This is a genomic window from Sphingobium sp. Z007 (genome assembly GCF_900013425.1).
Lineage (GTDB): Bacteria > Pseudomonadota > Alphaproteobacteria > Sphingomonadales > Sphingomonadaceae > Sphingobium.
Genome location: NZ_FBXK01000001.1, coordinates 238676 through 255583, shown reverse-complemented (window position 1 = coordinate 255583; position 16908 = coordinate 238676). Strand labels below are relative to the sequence as shown.

Annotated in this window: 15 protein-coding genes; 8 read left to right on the top strand and 7 right to left on the bottom strand. The window is 62.5% G+C overall.

All coding sequences use genetic code 11. The features are described from left to right. The first annotated feature begins 181 nt into the window (after positions 1 to 181). The 5 genes from CEQ44_RS01165 (at position 182) to CEQ44_RS01145 (ending at position 6745) form a co-directional block, all read left to right on the top strand. Positions 182 to 1894, top strand: coding sequence for an ABC transporter ATP-binding protein (locus CEQ44_RS01165; RefSeq protein WP_254913743.1), 1713 nt, complete (start codon positions 182 to 184; stop codon positions 1892 to 1894). 79 nt (positions 1895 to 1973) lie between these two features. After that, on the top strand, positions 1974 to 2246 hold the full coding sequence (locus CEQ44_RS01160) for a hypothetical protein (protein ID WP_088184952.1): 273 nt from the start codon (positions 1974 to 1976) through the stop codon (positions 2244 to 2246). Further along, positions 2236 to 2787: a type II toxin-antitoxin system VapC family toxin gene (locus CEQ44_RS01155; RefSeq protein ID WP_254913744.1), complete on the top strand. Its 552-nt coding sequence runs from the start codon at positions 2236 to 2238 to the stop codon at positions 2785 to 2787. The genes CEQ44_RS01160 and CEQ44_RS01155 overlap by 11 nt, the downstream gene beginning before the upstream one ends. A 300-nt stretch (positions 2788 to 3087) precedes the next feature. After that, a complete protein-coding gene (locus CEQ44_RS01150; RefSeq protein ID WP_140419363.1) occupies positions 3088 to 5337 on the top strand; it encodes a hypothetical protein in 2250 nt (749 codons plus the stop codon). Positions 5338 to 5392: 55 nt separating this feature from the next. Continuing rightward, complete coding sequence (locus CEQ44_RS01145) at positions 5393 to 6745, top strand: transposase (protein ID WP_051587215.1); 1353 nt, start codon at positions 5393 to 5395, stop codon at positions 6743 to 6745. A 36-nt stretch (positions 6746 to 6781) separates the two neighbouring features. Here the strand turns inward: CEQ44_RS01145 and CEQ44_RS24780 are convergent, their stop codons facing one another. Then, positions 6782 to 6919: a hypothetical protein gene (locus CEQ44_RS24780; RefSeq protein ID WP_254914331.1), complete on the bottom strand. Its 138-nt coding sequence runs from the start codon at positions 6917 to 6919 to the stop codon at positions 6782 to 6784. 9 nt (positions 6920 to 6928) lie between these two features. Between CEQ44_RS24780 and CEQ44_RS01140 the strand changes: the two genes are divergently transcribed. After that, positions 6929 to 8134: a DEAD/DEAH box helicase gene (locus tag CEQ44_RS01140; RefSeq protein ID WP_254914330.1), complete on the top strand. Its 1206-nt coding sequence runs from the start codon at positions 6929 to 6931 to the stop codon at positions 8132 to 8134. A 120-nt stretch (positions 8135 to 8254) separates the two neighbouring features. Here the strand turns inward: CEQ44_RS01140 and CEQ44_RS01135 are convergent, their stop codons facing one another. The 3 genes from CEQ44_RS01135 to CEQ44_RS01125 all read right to left on the bottom strand — a co-directional run bounded on the left by CEQ44_RS01135 (position 8255) and on the right by CEQ44_RS01125 (position 10167). Further along, positions 8255 to 8950, bottom strand: a complete 696-nt coding sequence (locus tag CEQ44_RS01135; RefSeq protein WP_066768507.1) for a hypothetical protein — start codon at positions 8948 to 8950, stop codon at positions 8255 to 8257. A gap of 103 nt (positions 8951 to 9053) precedes the next feature. Next, on the bottom strand, positions 9054 to 9689 hold the full coding sequence (locus CEQ44_RS01130; protein WP_088184955.1) for a hypothetical protein: 636 nt from the start codon (positions 9687 to 9689) through the stop codon (positions 9054 to 9056). After that, the gene (locus tag CEQ44_RS01125) at positions 9682 to 10167 is read right to left on the bottom strand and encodes a hypothetical protein (RefSeq protein ID WP_066766189.1); all 486 of its coding nucleotides are present in this window, start codon (positions 10165 to 10167) and stop codon (positions 9682 to 9684) included. The genes CEQ44_RS01130 and CEQ44_RS01125 overlap by 8 nt, the downstream gene beginning before the upstream one ends. A 154-nt stretch (positions 10168 to 10321) precedes the next feature. On the opposite strand from CEQ44_RS01125, the gene CEQ44_RS01120 reads away from it, so the two are divergent. Next, the gene (locus CEQ44_RS01120) at positions 10322 to 11131 is read left to right on the top strand and encodes a MucR family transcriptional regulator (protein WP_254913746.1); all 810 of its coding nucleotides are present in this window, start codon (positions 10322 to 10324) and stop codon (positions 11129 to 11131) included. Positions 11132 to 11178: 47 nt separating this feature from the next. Here the strand turns inward: CEQ44_RS01120 and CEQ44_RS01115 are convergent, their stop codons facing one another. The 3 genes from CEQ44_RS01115 to CEQ44_RS01105 are packed head-to-tail and all read right to left on the bottom strand — an operon-like array spanning position 11179 to position 16087. Then, complete coding sequence (locus tag CEQ44_RS01115) at positions 11179 to 11475, bottom strand: type II toxin-antitoxin system RelE/ParE family toxin (RefSeq protein ID WP_088184956.1); 297 nt, start codon at positions 11473 to 11475, stop codon at positions 11179 to 11181. Continuing rightward, on the bottom strand, positions 11472 to 11810 hold the full coding sequence (locus CEQ44_RS01110; RefSeq protein ID WP_254913747.1) for a type II toxin-antitoxin system ParD family antitoxin: 339 nt from the start codon (positions 11808 to 11810) through the stop codon (positions 11472 to 11474). Before CEQ44_RS01110 ends, CEQ44_RS01115 begins: the two co-directional genes overlap by 4 nt. Next, positions 11807 to 16087: a strawberry notch-like NTP hydrolase domain-containing protein gene (locus CEQ44_RS01105; RefSeq protein WP_088184978.1), complete on the bottom strand. Its 4281-nt coding sequence runs from the start codon at positions 16085 to 16087 to the stop codon at positions 11807 to 11809. Before CEQ44_RS01105 ends, CEQ44_RS01110 begins: the two co-directional genes overlap by 4 nt. Positions 16088 to 16217: 130 nt before the next feature. On the opposite strand from CEQ44_RS01105, the gene CEQ44_RS01100 reads away from it, so the two are divergent. After that, entirely contained in the window at positions 16218 to 16883 is a 666-nt protein-coding gene (locus tag CEQ44_RS01100; protein WP_088184957.1) for a UPF0149 family protein, read from the top strand. Positions 16884 to 16908 lie beyond the last annotated feature (25 nt).

The following is a 16908-nucleotide window of genomic DNA, read 5'->3' as shown; positions in this document are numbered from 1 at the left end:
GGGCAACGGGCCGATCCACGTCTCCCGTCACATTCCTGCCCCTCCCTTCCCTTTCCGACATCTTGGGATCCTGGCTTCGCAATGACCTGATTTGGCGCTAAGATAGCGACCGCGTTCCAACCCTCCTTCTGGCTCATCCATTGATCGCCAGGAGGTGCTACTAGTGAAAACGTTCGGAATATTGGCCCGGCTGACGCGGGTGATGCTGTCTGCGGGCCTGGGTACAAGGCGAGGCTTGGTACAAGCGTTCGGCCTGGAAGCCGTCGTGATCGCGATGGGCGTCGTCGGCCCCTATGCGCTGAAGCTGTTGATCGACGCGCTGGACGGACCGACGGGATCGCCCCTGCAGTTGCTCCTCACCATCCTGCTGTTCGTGGGATGCTGGGCCGGTGCTTCCATCGTCGAAACGGCCAGGCTCGCCTGCACCGCGGAAATGGTCGAGGCGCTGACCCTGCACTTCACGACCCGGGCGCTTGCCGCCGCCTTGCCGGAGATCACGGCGGCGCGGGACAGTCAGAGCGGGCGGGTACCCGGCATGCTGGAGCGGCTGCCCTATAGCCTGACACTGGTCGTGGAAGGATTGATCTGGCGGCTCGGGCCGGTCTTGCTGCAGGCTATCGCCAGTCTTGCGGTGATCGCCAGCCTGATCCAGCCTCGTTATGTGCTGGTACTGTCGCTTACGCTTCTGGGATTCGTCGGCGCGACCTGGATCGGGGCCAGACGCCACCGCGTGCACGCGGACGCGACCAATGCGGCGGCATCGCATGTGTCCCGCACGATCGGTGACATCGTGCGCAATGCCCGCCGCGTGGTGCTCAACGGCGCTCTGGATCGTGAACTGCGTTATGCCGGCGATATATTGAGGGCGAAACGACAGGCCACCGCCAGCATGTACCATTCACTGACCGTCATGGCGGCGCTGCTATTCTGCATTGTCGGCGTCGGGCTTGTGGCGCTGTTGATGCTTGCGGGCCTTGATGTGGGCAAGGGACGCATGACCGCAGGCGACTTCGTCCTGTTGCAGACCTATGCCTTTCGGCTGACTGTTCCGCTGAGCGCGCTGGGTTATATCCTCGCGCAGTCTGGTGTCGCGATCGCCAACATCCGCGATGTCCTGGCATTCACGAACGCCCATGAAGTGCCGAGCACCCCGCAGCCCGGTCCCACAGGTGCTGCGGATCTGACGGTAGAAGACGTCAGCTTCTGCTACGGCGACAACATGCCGGGTATTAACGGCATTTCGCTTTTTATCCCGGCGGGCCGCTTCGTCGCGATCGTCGGCCCCAACGGCTCAGGCAAATCTACCCTTGCTCAGCTGCTGGCCGGCGTGCTCACGCCCGGCTCGGGGAAAGTCGAGATTGCGGGGGTCGATATCGCGACGATCCCATGGGAAGCGCGTCACCGCCATATTCTCTATGCGCCGCAATTCATCGGCCTGTTCAACCGATCATTGCGGGAGAACATCCTCTATCCCCCGGCGAACCAGTCGATCCACGATGTCGAGAAACTGCTTAACGTCTGGCGTTTCTATGAGCCGGGGAGACCAATCGACTTCGAGATGGAATTGGGAGAGCAAGGCGAGCGCCTGTCCGGAGGTCAGATTCAGAAGCTGGAGCTCGCGCGGCTGGCCGGTGTGGAAGTGCCGGTCCTTATCCTCGATGAAAGCACGTCTGCGCTCGATCCGTCCAGTGAGGCGAGTGTGATTGCGAGATTGCGGAGCCGGGCCAGGAGTGCGACGACGTTGATCATGATCACCCATCGCCTCGCCACAGCGAAGGCCGCCGATCAGGTTCTCTTCATGCGCGGCGGGCGGCTGGTTGGCAGCGGAACGCATGGTGAATTGATGCAGCGATGCGACTCTTACCAAGCTCTCTGGCGCGCTCCGCAAGTGTGAGCTTAGCCGACGCCTGTCCCGGTCACATCTTGCATATTTTACAAATTGGCGTATCTGTTTAACGCAAAGGAGTTCCCCGATGACAACGAGGCACGAAGATCATCTGTCCCAGCGACATGAAGCAGTCGTGGCCGCCGCGAAGGCGGCAGGTTTGCTTTCGGGCACGAACAGCGCGGTCGGCGCCCGGGTCCCGCGCGAACTCATCGATCGTGCCAAGATGCGCAGCGGCATCGCCTCAACCACCGATCTCGTCGAATATGCGCTTGCCAAAGTGGCGCTGGAGGATGATTTCGGGGCCAGGCTCGTGAGCCGGAAGGGCTCGGTCCCGGCAGATATCGCGCTTGGGATTTGACCGCAAGGCGTCGCTGCGCCGGATCAGGCCGCAGCGATCGGCAGCAAAGCTGGCCCGGCGGCGCGAAGAGGAACTGCCGCTTGTTCATAAAGCAACTGTTGTAGGTCGCGAGCTTCTGCTCGACACCTGCGTCTATATCGATGTGCTTCAGGGCAAGACGCCTGCGCAAGCGGATCGGTTACTGGAAAACCGGATCGTCAATCACTCCTGTGTGGCGCTTGGCGAAATGACCCATCTGATGGGCGCGCTCGATCCGGCGGACAGGCGCACGGCTGCGGTTCTCAAGACGCTGGGGCGGACAATCGATGATATTCCCGAACATCGTCTGACCATACCATCCTCGCGGGTGTTCGCCGAGGCCGGCATGTTGGCAGGATTGGTAACGCGCCTGTCCAGCCAGCCGCATTCGATCGCGCTGCTTAATGATGCTGTTCTGTTTCTTCAGGCTGCTGCGATGGGTTGTGATCTGCTGACCGGTAACCGGCGCGATTTCGATTTTATGGATCAACTTGTGCCCGGAACGGGCGTCATCCTGTACTGATTAGTGGATGACCAACAATATTTACCCCCTCGTCGCGCAGAGCCGAATACACGTCCTCACTGTACAAGCGCGCGGTCTGACCGGCGTGGTCCCAGAAATGGGTTTCGGCACTTAGCCGTGCGGCGATCCAGAGCCCGGTGTCCAACCTGCGTCCTGTGCCTATGGCTGTCGATAACCCAGGCGGCGAAGACTCAAATCGGATCCTCCTGATCCCTTCGGTACCATATTGACTTGCGGTCGCCCGCCGGGTCGAACGACATAGAGCGGATTTCCGCAATGGATCATCAAGGGGACTGAAGTTTGAGTGCAGAAAAGGCTCGCCCCTATTTTCAAAATTCGATCGCGCAACTGGAGACTATTTTCCGGACCTCTCAGTCGGACCCGGATATCCTTCGTCTTCTTGACCATGAACTGAGTTTTCGTACGACGGATCGGGCAGCGCGCTTGCGCGCCGGCATTGCAAACGCCCTTGCGACGGAGCCGGCGAGCAAAGCGCCACCTGGCAAAGCACCCGAGCGCTCCGAGGCGCGATCTTCGCGCCAGCCGAGCACGGCCCCTGACCCGTTCGCTGGCAAAGCAGCGCCATCCTCTATTGCATCTTTGCCGCCCATTCTGGCGTTTGGCGATTTGCCTTCTGTCGCAACGCCGGACCATGACAATATGGCAGCCGGCATGCTCGCAGCCTGGACCGCTTTGGAAGCACTGTCGCCCCAGACCTATAGAAGGCCTGAAGACCTTGCTTCCGGCGATCGCAGCTGTGTCGCCGATCTCTCGCGAGGGCAGGTTCCTTGGGGCAAGGGTGAACGGTCGCGCCCCAAGCGGCAGCTCTATTATCAGGTGATCCTCGGCGCGATCCCGATGGATCGTGCGACCGAAGATCTGGTCAAGGCCTTCGGCGCAGATGAAGAGCGGAGCACGCGGCAGCGGGAGAAGGCCGCGATCGGCGCGGTCCTGGTTGACAAGAACGGCGTCCTCCTTGAGGACAACAGCATCTCGGTCTCAAGCTTCGCCTGGGCGCTTCCCTTGGCGCTCAAGCTGAAGCTGGGCGCGCTCGGTGCATGGCCTCGCATCGAGCCGCGGATCATCGGGGCGCTCGAGAATATCCTGCGCCGAACAGACGATGCCGGAAACCCGGTCCCTTTGGATCTCGCGACGATCGACCAGGCGCACCGCTGGCTCGTTGCCCAGTTCGGCCTTCCCGCTGTTCTCGTAGAGCCGCCGAGCTTTGCCTTGCGGGTGTTCCACTATTTCAAAGCGAGAAATCCGCCCGAAGTCTCGCTACTCAATTCCTTTTTCATGGGCGACCTTTCGAAGGCGGTCGATCTGTGCGCGAAGGGAGAGCTACCCGGCGGCCTTCGTCAGTATCTGGGTATGGATGCGCCCAGCAGGACGATCGACCTGTTCTCGGACACCGACGCGCTCGAAGCGGCCGTGGCACCGGCCAGGACGCCCGCGGCGCGCTGGCCGAGCCCTGGTGGGCATCCCCTGGTCCTGCTGCAGCAGGCCGCTGTCAATCTCGCCCGTTCGGCACTGGCCGACGGCGGAGGCGTGATCGCCGTTAATGGTCCTCCTGGAACCGGGAAGACCACCCTGCTTCGCGACATCGTTGCCGCAACCGTACTCGATCGCGCGATGGCGATGGCGTCGTTCGACGACCCTGCAAAGGCCTTTACGCCTTCAGGAGAGCGACAGGCGTTCGGTCCCAAAGCCTTCTTTCATCTCTATGTGCTGGACCCGTCGCTCAAGGGACATGAAATGCTGGTCGCCTCCAGCAACAACAAGGCGGTGGAGAATGTCAGTCGTGAGCTTCCGGCAGCCAAGGCCGTTGGCCGTTCGACCGACGACATAAGCTATTTCAAGTCCATCAGCGACCTCGTCTACAGCCCCCGTGCGTCGACCGAGGACGACGATGGTCCCGCCGTTCCGATGGAGCCCGCTGACACCTGGGGCCTGATCGCGGCCGTGCTGGGCAACGCGCGCAACCGCGCTGCCTTTCAGCAGAGCTTCTGGTGGCATGAGGACTGGGGGTTTCGCACCTATCTCAAGGCCGCCAAGGGGGACCCGGTCGTTCAGGAGATCAAGGATCCCGAGACCGGCAAGATCATCGAGCGCCGCACCCCGCCGGTTGTGCTCGCCGAGCAGCCGCCCTCGCCCGCATTCGCCTTGAGAAACTGGTACAAGGCGCGCGACCGCCTGCTCACACTCAAACAGACGGTAGACGGGCGATTGGCGGCGCTGGAAGCCGTCCGGATTCTCTGCGTTCGGCTGGCGGAAACCCGAAAGGCGATCGCGAGGGACGAAGCGGAACTCGCGCAGACGCGCTCGCGTCGTCCGGACCTTGAGGCCGACCGCGCCAATCGGCAGATCGACGTTGAGAACGCCGCGCGCGTCCATGGCGAGCGGAGCGCCGCGATTGCGGCACATCGCACCGAACGGCCCGTCTTCTTCTCACGCTTGTTCCGCACGGCCCGATGGGCGGCCTGGACCTCCACCCAGGCACCTCTGGTCGCGGCCCAGGCGCAAGCCCGGACAGCCCTACCAGCGCGTTGACGAAGTCGGTGTGATCTGATTCAGCCTGGATACGGAAAGAAGGCGGTCAGCGACGATGGCGATGCGACGTGATGGTGATGTGCAGGCGGATCTGATCGTGTCGTGGTCAGATATACCGCGCTCTCCCGGGCACGCCTTTTACGACAAGCTTCAGAAGCTGCTGGTGGATGCCGGGTTCGACCGCTTTGTGGAAGAGGCGTGCCAGGCCTATTACGCTGCGCGGATGGGGGCGCCATCGGTACCCCCCGGCCGATACTTTCGGATGCTGCTGATCGGCTATTTCGAAGGCATTCACTCCGAGCGCGGGATTGTGTGGCGGTGTTCGGACTCGCTTTCGCTGCGCGAGTTTCTGCGGTTGACGACGCGGGAGAAAGTCCCCGACCATAGTTGGATGTCGAAGACCCGCAGCCGGCTGCCGCACGAGGTTCATGACCAGATATTTGCCTGGGTTCTGGGGCTCGTAGCAGATCATGAGCTGGTGAAGGCCGAACGGATCGGCGTTGACGGATCGACGATGGAAGCCAATGCGGCGCTGCGCACGATCGTGCGGCGCGACACTGGCGAGACGTATCGTGAGATGCTGACGCGCATGGCGCACGAGAGCGGCATCGAGACACCAACAGCCGACGACCTGGTGCGCCTTGATCGCAGACGCACAGGCAAGAAGCTGTCGAACACGGATTGGGAGAGCCCGGTCGATCCGGACGCCAAGGTGGCGCGGATGAAGAACGGCTCGACGCGGCTTGGTTACAAGCCTGAACATGCGGTCGATCTGGATACCGGCGTGATCGTCGCAGCGCCGATCCATCCTGCGGACAAGGGCGATACGAACACCCTCGAGGCGACGCTCGAGGCGGCTGCGCGTAACCTGGCGACAGTCGATATGGCACCGGCCCCGGACACCCCGTGCGATCTTGTAACCGACAAGGGGTATCACTCCCGCGAGGGCCTCAAGGCACTCGCAAACGGGCCGTGGAAGACCCGCATATCGGAGCCCATGCCCGCCAAAGGCATCCTGCGCTGGCACGGTGATGAGGAAGCGCAGAAGGCGGTCTACGCCAATCGCGCCCGCCTGAAATCCCGCATCGGACGCAAGACCATGCGCAAACGCGGCGAGCTGGTGGAACGCAGCTTTGCCCATGTCCTGGACCGGGGCGGCATGCGCCGCGCATGGCTGCGTGGGCGCGAAAACCTCCACAAGAGGTATCTGATCCACGTCGCCGGCTTCAACCTGGGCATCCTCATGCGCGCACTGTTCGGATGTGGCACCCCAAGGGAGGCCGCCAGCGCTTCACAGGCGTTTTTGCTCGTTGCTCAGACCGAAAACGCGCTGATCTTCGCCCTCGTCGGCCAAGTCGCAGCCGAAACCGGTGTCCTGCTTATCATCATGTCTGCGGGGCCGGGCTGAGCGCCGTCCCGAAAAATCGACTTCGGCAGCGGGCTGCTACGCGCCGTCGAACGTGCGTTCGCTGAGGCTGACGCCGCCCTTGCCGCTCTGGATCAGGATATCGCCGGACGCGAAACAAGGCTCGCCGCGCCGCGGGCGGTGGCGACGCAATTGGCAAGCGAGATCGACCGCCATCGTCCGGAATTGGGCGACCGCATCATCGACGACGCCTTCTTCGCACGAGGCCATGAGGCGTCGAACCTTGAGGCGCCCTGGATCAACGACGCCGTCCACCGTCTCCGCGAAGACCTCTTCATCGCCGCACTGGACGTGCACAAGGCCTTCATCGACGCCTCGGCGCAAAAGATGCTGCACAATCTCAGCGTCCTGATGGACTTCTTTTCCGGGGGAGCGCCCCAGGATCCGGCGAAAAAGGCGCTGCTTAGGGACCTATGGTCGACCCTGTTCCTGGTCGTACCGGTCATTTCCACGACTTTCGCCTCGGTCGAGCGCATGCTGGGCGACCTGCCGGTCGGCAGCATAGGCTGGCTGTTGATAGACGAAGCGGGACAGGCGCTGCCCCAGGCGGCCGTCGGCGCGATCCTGCGCGCACGCCGCGCGATCATGGTCGGAGATCCGTTGCAGATACCGCCCGTCGTGGCCTTGCCCGAGCGCCTGAATGCCGAGATTTGCCGACACTTCCGGGTCGACAAGCCAATCTGGGCGGCCCCGGAAGCGTCCGCCCAGACGCTCGCGGATCGGGCATCCCCCTATCAGGCTGCATTCCGTTCGGACCAGGGCTCCCGCCGGGTTGGTATTCCGCTGCTCGTTCACCGCCGTTGCCAGGAACCGATGTTCGGCATCTCCAACAGGATCGCCTATGACGGCCAGATGGTCCATGCCCCCGGCCCTCGCCAGAGTGCGATCGGCCGGGCGCTGGGTCCTTCCCGATGGGTCGACATCGACGGCGAGGCGGACTCCAAATGGTCTCCCGACGAAGGCGAGCAGGTCATCTCGCTCATTCGGCGTATCATCGACGCCGGCATCACCTGCCCGGACCTGTTCGTCATCACCCCTTTCCGCATTGTGGCCCAGGAGATGCGTCGCCGTTTGGAGAAAGAGAGGGCGATGTTCGCCGCGGCCGGGGTCAACATCCGGGAATGGTCCAACGACCGGATCGGGACCATTCATACGGTTCAGGGACGGGAGGCGGAGGCGGTCATTCTGGTTCTGGGCGCGCCGAAGGCCTCACAAAATGGCGCGCGCAACTGGGCGGCTGGCACACCGAATATCCTCAATGTCGCCGCTTCGCGAGCCAAGCAGCATCTTTATGTCGTCGGGTCTCATGGCGCCTGGTCCGGCGTGGGTCATGCCCGGGAACTCGCAGCCCTGCCGCGCGAGCGACCCTGACGCTCGGTTTACACCGTCGGTTGGCGGTTTGCCGCACGCTTCTTTGCGCGGACTTGTAACGGTATGCGCCCGACGAGGACGATGCGCAGGCCGCGATTCCAGGCGGTCGCTCCAAGCCGGTCAGACAGCTTGCCATTCGTATAGCAGGTGGTCATCGGGGCTATATTCCGAACCGATAGCGATCCTGACCAGGCGCCCGTCGCAAGCAAAGGCGGATGCACGCGGAAAGGACAGGTAGGAACGGCCGTCGAGGATCAGGTCGCCGGATCGCACCTTGGTGATCTCACGGATCGTGCCGATCAGGCGATGGCCGGCCGGGGCATCGACCAGTTTCAGTCGGTCGCCCGCTTTGACGCGCTTCTTGAACGCCCCCAGAGACAGAACCATGTCGACAGGGTTGCGTATGCCTCGGTGTCTGGCGAGCGCCGCCCAATAGGCCTGGCCGATGCGGACCTCGCAATAGAAGCTGCACGACCAGAAATCCTGCAACGGATTGGTGCGCGTGAACCCGAACCTTTCCATCTGATCACGGACCTCGACGATGAAGGCGTTCTGCGCATCGCGGCCAGTGAGATCGGCCGGTGTATCGAGGACCTCCGCGATGATCTTGCGCCCCCCGGAGAACTTTTCCGTGCGGATGGTAAACGTCGCTTCGGCGAAATCTTGTGCAAGATGGCTTTCGATCCGCGAGGCGAGTGAAGCCAGTGCTTCGCCGACGCGATAGAGATCGCCTTCATAATGGAAGTTACCACGTTCGTCATGGCTGGTCTGGCTGTACAGGCGCGCGGGCACGCCCGGCGCGGGGGCGTCGGTCATCGATAATATCCTTGCGGGTTGCGGAATGGTGGGGCGAGACAGCGATTGTTCGCTGAAGGCGATGTTAGAGGCCTGCGGACGGGGTTTGATCGGGATCCGGCGATCAGGAGTTGGCAGGACGCATGTCAGCCGGCTCGGCAGCATGTCGGGCGGTGACCCAGTCGAAATAGCCCAGACGGGTATCGTCATTGGCCACTTCGTCTTTCCAGTCGGACAGGGGATGGACCGGATCTTCGATCCAGGGATCGCGATGAGTGGCGGGGCGGAGCGCCCTCGATAGCCCTTCGCTCGTGGCGCCATATTCAATTCCATCGACGAAGATGGCGCACCATCCACCACCGATGCCGTCGGCGCGCGAGCGCGAACAGCTATAGCTCCATTCAAACCCAATTGGGGCTTCAGATAGAGTCAGCGGGCAGCAGCGTTGAACCAGGCGCGCAATCGCGTCCGGCTGGAAATCCGTATCGCCAAAGATCGATACCAGACATGTCTCCGCGCCGCTGATCTCGATGTCCGCGCCGAATATGGGAAAGTTCGGATCGTCGAATATCTCGAGCAGGCCGTTGAACGGATTGCCGAGGTCAGTCGGCGGAAAGGACGCGAGAAACTCGGCGGTGGGTTCGCCTGGCGCCGCCTTGTCACCGAGATCAGCGGCATGTTGCCACGCTTCCTCGATAAGCGCGCTCTCCGCCGCGGTGCAGGTGAACGAGAAGGAACCCTGGACATAATAGTCAGCCATGGACGGTCTCCACTGCTTCGCAATCGACAGGATCGTCGTCGATGATCGTCAATGGCGGCGGATTGAAATTCGCACGGGCATATTCAGCCTCGATCGCTTCCATCGATCCGAGTTCGCGAATCCGTTCGATCGAAAAGATCAGCGTGTCTTGCTCGGTGGTGAAGAAGGTCTCTGGTTCGCCAGGCCCGAAGCAGATTTCACGGTCTGACGGGAAGCTTCCACTGTAGCCGGCCCGCCAGCGAACATAGGATAGCCCAAGCGACCGGCAACATTGCTCGATCTCGTCGAAGCGCCCTGCGGCGACCTCATGATCCATCAGGTATAACGGGCCGGTTACCGGTAGGTCGGAGGGATCGAATGGGGTGCCGTCCCAGTCGATGGCGGGATTATCGTCAACGATCGCAGATATAAGTTCGGGGTACCGGCTGCGGGACAGGACCCCGCCGATCTGGATATGGGCGGACACGCGGTTGGCCATGAGCTGTCTTTCGCAAAATCGAGACCATTTATTCGATCTCGTCTCTGCTCTGCCCTCCCCTCTCCCTCTCCCATTGCTGCTGTTCAATTTGCAACGGCAGCCGGTACAAGCGATATACATTGCCGGCTTGTGGTCATCGGCGCTTCGCGCTTAGATGTTCGGCAACGTTTTTGTGCCAGAGGCGTCCATCTCTTTCTTCCTCGATCTGGAGTTTTCCATGTCCGATGCCATCGAACCTGATTTCACCGCGATGACGGTCCAACTACTGAGCGCCTATTTCGCGAACAATCAGGTACCGGCCTCTGATATTCCGGGGATCATCGAAACAACCCGCACGGCGCTCGAGCGCAAGACCGCCGTAGCAACGCCCGCGGAACCAGATCATGTCCCGGCCGTATCGATCCGCAAGAGCCTTGCCTCGCGCGACCACATCATCAGCTTGATCGACGGCAAGCCCTATAAGAGCCTGAAGCGCCATATCGGCAGGCATGGTCTCACCCCCGCCGAATATCGGGAACGCTACAATCTGGCGAAGGACTATCCGATGGTCGCCCCGGGCTATTCCGAGCAGCGCCGCGAGGTTGCGCAGCGGCTTGGGCTTGGCCGCAAGAAGGTAAATGCCAGTGACGTTCCTGTCGCCGCTGAGCCGGAGACGCCCGTTGCGGCCGCCCCGGCCAAGCGCGGTCGCAAGCCTTCACGCGCGGATGCAGCAACTTCCTCCGGCAAGGCCGAGAATGATATACCGGTCAAAGGCAAGCCCGGCCGCAAGCCGCGAGCCAAGCCCGGCACAGAAAGTGTGGCGGAAGCCCCTGCCCCGGCACCGGTTGTCAAAGCCAATAGAGCCTCTATAGCCGCGGGTGCCAAACAGCACAGCAAACCGAAAACCGGCAAGCGAGTGACCAAAGCGAACGCATCTGAACTTGCGGTGAAAACTGCACCCGAAGCGGACCCCGCAAGCGTTTGAAGCAACCGGCACGGGTGAGGTCCGGAAATTTGACCTCGCCCGTCCGCTCAGTTCCTGAAAATGAGCGACGCGTAATCGCTGGCGCCGTGCAGGATGTGGATAATGGTGACCTGTGCGCCATCGACCCGGTAGAAGATCAGATAGTTTCCGTGCAGTCGACGCCGGATACCTTGTCTCTCGAAGGCGGCGAGCGTTGGAAACCGTTCGGGCATGGTGCCCAAATCAAGGCATGCGGTTCGTAATTCTCTGATGAAGCTGATGGCCCTTATGGGATTGTCGCGGGCGATATAGTCGCCGATTGCCTCAAGATCGTCTTCAGCTGCCTTGGCAAATTCGACGATCATTCCGCGCTATGCTGCAGAGCCTGATATTTGGCCTCTAGCCGGTCGAAGACCTGCTCGGCCGGCGTCACGCGACCGGCTTCCATATCCGCGATGCCGCGGGCAATGGACGCCTGCAAAGCCGAAAGCCGCGTTTCGCGCTCCTGGATCAGGCGCACGCCTTCGCGGAGAACTTCGCTCTTTGAATTGTAACGACCGGTTTCAACGAGACCGGTCACAAAACTTTCGAGCTGCTGGCCCAGATCGGCGCTGATCAAGACTGAATCCTTCAAAACCTGTGCCACCAGAATAAGCGCCTTATCAACTGTTATCAAGCCCGCCGTCTTCCAGGCCTTCAAACGTCCGTGGCAATCTTCTCAACAATGGCGCACGCATTGTCGGGCGGCAGAAACAGTCTGGTCTTGAAGCTCAGAACCTCGCTGAACGCACCGCAAGATTTGAGCCAGTTGCGATGCTCGGGCGCATAGTCGCGAATTTCTAGACGCCGGCTGTTATTGACCATCGCCATGACGAGCCTCGCTCCCTTGAGGCCCGGGATTGGAACACCGCCGGCAGCCTCGGCGCCGCGCAGTAGTTCGTCGGGCGAGAGGCTTGTCGTGTTCCCGCTCAATCCAAATTCAGACTGGAGCCGCCCGATCGCACGCGGGTGGATGATACGCCCGAGGATCGTCGTGTCGGCGCCATCGTCGATCCGCCAGACACGGACATCATCGCCTGGCAGCTTGTGCCAGACCGGCAGGAGAAGGCCGGTTGCGACATGGACCGTTTCGGTATCGACCTTCGTCAATGCATCGCGACATTCGGCCTCCCATAGTAGCCGCAACCGGTCACGATCTATGCGCTTCCAGTGACTGAGCGCCAGTTCAGCCTCCCTGATCCGCGAGGATCCGTTCGGGCGTTCAAGCGACACCATCGGGATGACACGGCCCTCCTCGTCGGTGATCGACCAGGACGGCACGCCCAGCGCGACACGGCCGGACCGCCCATTGTGCAGAAAGACGATACCGTCTGTGTTGCCCCAAATCCGCATCAGACGATCCCAGCTGGTGATGCGCGGCTTGAGGTGGAGTTCGAGGTGAAGCAGCCGTGTCTCGGCGCCGGTTCTCGGATCGACACGCAGGCACTGGTTTGCCAGCATCACGATCTTCTCGGCGCGGATGGTCTCAACGCCGACATCGAGAGTCCCAGCCTCACGCGCCGCATCGGCGCGGGCCTGGATAAGACCCATATATTCCTCGAAGATCGCGTTCTGCACGGCGATGCGTAGCGCCAGCAACCGGTTAAGCCAGCGCTGGATCGGCGGCAACCGTTCCAGCAGCACGGCCTGATCGTCGACCAGCTTGAGGCCGGTCATGTCCTGGAAGGCGGCCAGCGTGACGCTGGCGAGCTTGCCGCCGTGCAGGAGACGATACCATTGCGCCAGCGCCTCGCGTGCCAGGTCGCTTTCGAGATTGTCACTCGGGTCGAACAGGCCCTGCCCGCCGGTCTGGCGCTGCCCGCGTGTCAAGGCGCCGAGACTATCGAGCCGCCGCGCGATGGTGGAGATGGCGCGGAGTTCGCCCTTGCAGTCGGTCACCACCGGTCGAAATACTGGCGGTACGGTCTGGTTGGTACGGTGGCTGCGCCCGAGCCCCTGGATCGCCACATCGGCCCGCCACCCCGGCTCCAGCAGAAAATGGATGCGGCGCTTGTTCCCTGCTTTGGAAGCCCGATCTGCATGATAGGAGCGGCCCGTGCCGCCAGCGGAACTGAACACCAGGATCGGCTTGACCCCATCCATGAACAGGCTGGTTTCGACAAGATTGGCGCCGGCACTGCGACGCTCGATCGCTTGACGACCGTCGGGCTTGACGACAAGGCGGCGAGAGCGGCCGGTGATTTCGGCGACGCGGTCAGTGCCAAAATGCGCGATCAGCGTGTCGAGCGCGGCGGGCACCGGAGGCAGGGCGCATAACTGCTCGATCAGTTCGTCCCGCGCGGCGATCGCCTCCTGACTGAGCACCGGCTGGCCGTCGGCATCGAGCATCGGCTCGGAACGATCAGCGCCGTCGGTGGTCCGGAAAACGCGCATCTGCTGGACCGGAAAGGCGTGACGAAGATATTCGACAAGGATCTCGAGCGGAGAAACCTCCAGCGAGAGGTTGGCACGCTCCTCGGGCGACAGTTCGGCAAGGCGCCGCTCGAGAATGGCTTCCGCCGTCGTGACCAGCTGGATTACCGCAACATGGCCCCGCGCGATTTCCTGCTCGATCCCGGGCAGCAAGCTGGGCATCTTCATGGCCACCAAAAGGGCGAGCCAGAAACGCTGCTTTGAACTCTCGAACCGGCTCAGCGCCGATCCCTTGGCGCGCGAATTGAGCGTGGCGCCCGATAGGCGATCGACGATATTGGTTGCCTTGAGCACCGCGTCGAGATGGCGATGCACGATGGCCCAGGAGTCAGCAAATATGTTGTAGATCGCGATCTGTTCGGGCGTGAGCTTGTGGACCAGTGGCGCATATTCGACACCTGCGAAGCTGAGCGCGCGGGCGGTGTAGAGGCCCATAGCTTTCAGATCCCGCGCTACGATCTCCAGTGCCGCCACGCCACCTTCTTCCATGGAGGACAGGAAGATGTCACGGTCGGCGAACGCGGTTCCCGGTCCCCACAGGCCGAGACGGGAAGCATAGCTCAGATTTTCAGGCTTTGTCGCGCCGGTAGCGGACACATAGAGCACACAGGCACGTGGGAGGGCGTTCTGCAGGCGAACACCGGCAAGTCCCTGCTCTGACCCGCGCGCCGAGCCGAACTCGCTTTCAGTGCCGGCGGCATTGCCCATCTCGTGGGACTCGTCGAACACGAGCAGCCCCTCGAAATCCTCACCGGCCCAGACGATGATCTGCTGCAGACGCGATTGCCGATCATGGCGCGCAGAGCGCAGCGACGCGTAGGTCAGGAACAGTATCCCGCTTGTCATGGTGATCGGGCTGCCGGGCGGAAAACTGTCGATCGGCTGAATGTCTATCGGGAGGCCGCCCAGCGCGGCGTGGTCTCGTCTCGCATCTTCCAGGAGAGCAGTCCCACGACTGATCCAGATTGCCTTGCGATGTCCCTGGTTCCAGCGATCGCGGATGCAGGCTGCGACCTCACGACCCTTGCCCACGCCGGTACCGTCGCCGATGAAGAAGCCGGTCCGGTAAATGTGCCCCGCAGCAATTTCTTCGAGGCGGTCACCTGCACCGTTGGGCAGGAAACGTCCGGGCAAGTCGCGCGAGAAGGCATCGCCCGCCAGAATGACGGTTTCGAGTTGGGCATCGGACAGGGCCGCCACCGCGCGCTGTTGAAGCATGGGACGGTGGGTCGGCGCCGGCGGCGGGATCGAGGCCATGGCGATGGATTCGACCAGATCGTCGGGATGCGGCGTTGCCCCCTCGATCACGATCCGCGCCAGGCGCCAGGGGGAATAGAGGCCGATCGGGGCGCCCGGCGGGAGCGGCACCTCGAGAATATGGTAATCGAGCGGCTGCGCCATGTCGCCATGCGCGGCGATGCGGGATGGTGGCGCCAGCTGGCGGGAGGCGGTTCGCGCGAACATGGCGCTCGGTGATGGCCGGGGCGAAGCCAGGGGCCGCGCCATCGCGACAGGCGTCATAGGCGGTGGTGGTTCAGCCGGATCGAAGCGGCTTGGAATGGTCAGCACGATATCCAGCGCGGCATCGATCGTATCGGCGACATGCCGCTCCGGATCTCCCGTCCACCCCTTGTCGAACACAAGCAGGCGCACATCGATGCCCGTCCCATGCTTGGCATAGGGATTGCCGCCTATGGTGATCTCGACGCGCGGCGGCGTCAGTTCGGACACCATCGTATAGCCCAGCGCCGCCGTTCCATCGGCTGCGAAACTCGGCGGCATGATCGCGACGCATCGACCACCGGGGGCAAGTCGGGCCAGCGCTGCACGCAGGTGACGGGCCCCCGCGTGGCGATCGACGCCGCGCCCCGCGCTTCGGCTGAAAGGCGGATTGATGAGAACCAGCGTCGGTCGCGGCATGGCCGACAGAAGGTCATCGATATGCTCACCATCATGGCTCGTGACGGGCTGATCGAAGATGCACGCGAGCAGGTCGGCGCGCCTGGGATCGAACTCGTTCAGAAGCAACCGGGCGCCGATCCGCTTTGCGTGAACGGCGAGCATCCCGGTCCCGGCGGACGGTTCGAGCACGAGGTCTTCGGGCCGTGCCTGGGCGGCGAGGCCCGCCAACCAGGCAAGCGTTACCGGCGTGCTGAACTGCTGGAGATCGACCTGGCGTTCGGAGCGGTAGGTCTGGGTCGGTAGGCTGCGTTCGAACGTGCGCAGCCTGGCGCAAATGTCCGGCGCCGAGCCGCTCTGGAGCAGCGCGCATTCGGCGTCAGCCAGCAGCATGACCTGCGCAGCTTCCAGGGCGTCATAGGCGTCCCGCATCGACCAGGCGCCATCGGCATCATCGGCGCCAAACGCTTCGATCATAAACTTTTTGATTGCCTGTCGGGTGACGGAACCGGCAGGCCGCAAACGCTGGGCGATTGATTTCGCGACGTCGTGCAACCGGAACGGCATATCAGCTGGCGGCGAGGGGGCGAACTGGAAGAGATTCATGGGCACCTCGATGAACAATGAAAAACGCGTACGTCCCCTTCCCCTCTCCCCATCCAGCATGGCGTGGGCATCCCGGAACAACGCGTTCGCCAGCCGGTGACGGCGTCGCGCCGCGGCGCTAGAAGGAGCTATGGCGTCCTCGCTCGACTATCTCGATGAACTCGACCGTCTGCTGCTCGACCAGGGCGAGGATTGCATGCTGTTGACCCAATTGGATGGTTTCCTGACCGGAATCATCGTCAGTCCCGACCTGATCACACCCGGCCAATGGCTAAAGCGTGTCTGGGCCGGCGACGACGGCGAGGGCATTCCCCGGTTCGACGACGTCGGCGGGTTGCAGCATTTCATCGATCTGGTGATGCACCACTATCACGCGATCCTGACGTCGCTGGCTCGACCGGGCGACTATGAACCGGTGTTGGAAATCGACACGCGATCCGACGAGACCCTGTGGGAAATGTGGGTCGAGGGTTTCGGACAGGCGATGGATATCCATCCGGCTGGCTGGCGGCGCATATTGGCGGATGACGATCCAGGATGCCGGGCGGCGATCGAGGGCCTCCGGATGCTGCGTGCTTTTGCCAACGGCTCGACGCAACTCACGCGCGTACAAGAGGATCGCTGGGACGCGGAAGCACCCGACCTTATCCCTGTCTGGGTGGACATACTGCACCAATGGCGGCTGGAGAATGAGCCGAACCGGTCTTCAACGATCGGGCGTCAGAAGATTGGCCGTAATGACCCCTGTCCTTGCGGATCTGGACGCAAATACAAGAAATGCTGCGGCCTGAACTGAAACGGAGCGCTGTGATCGGGGCCGA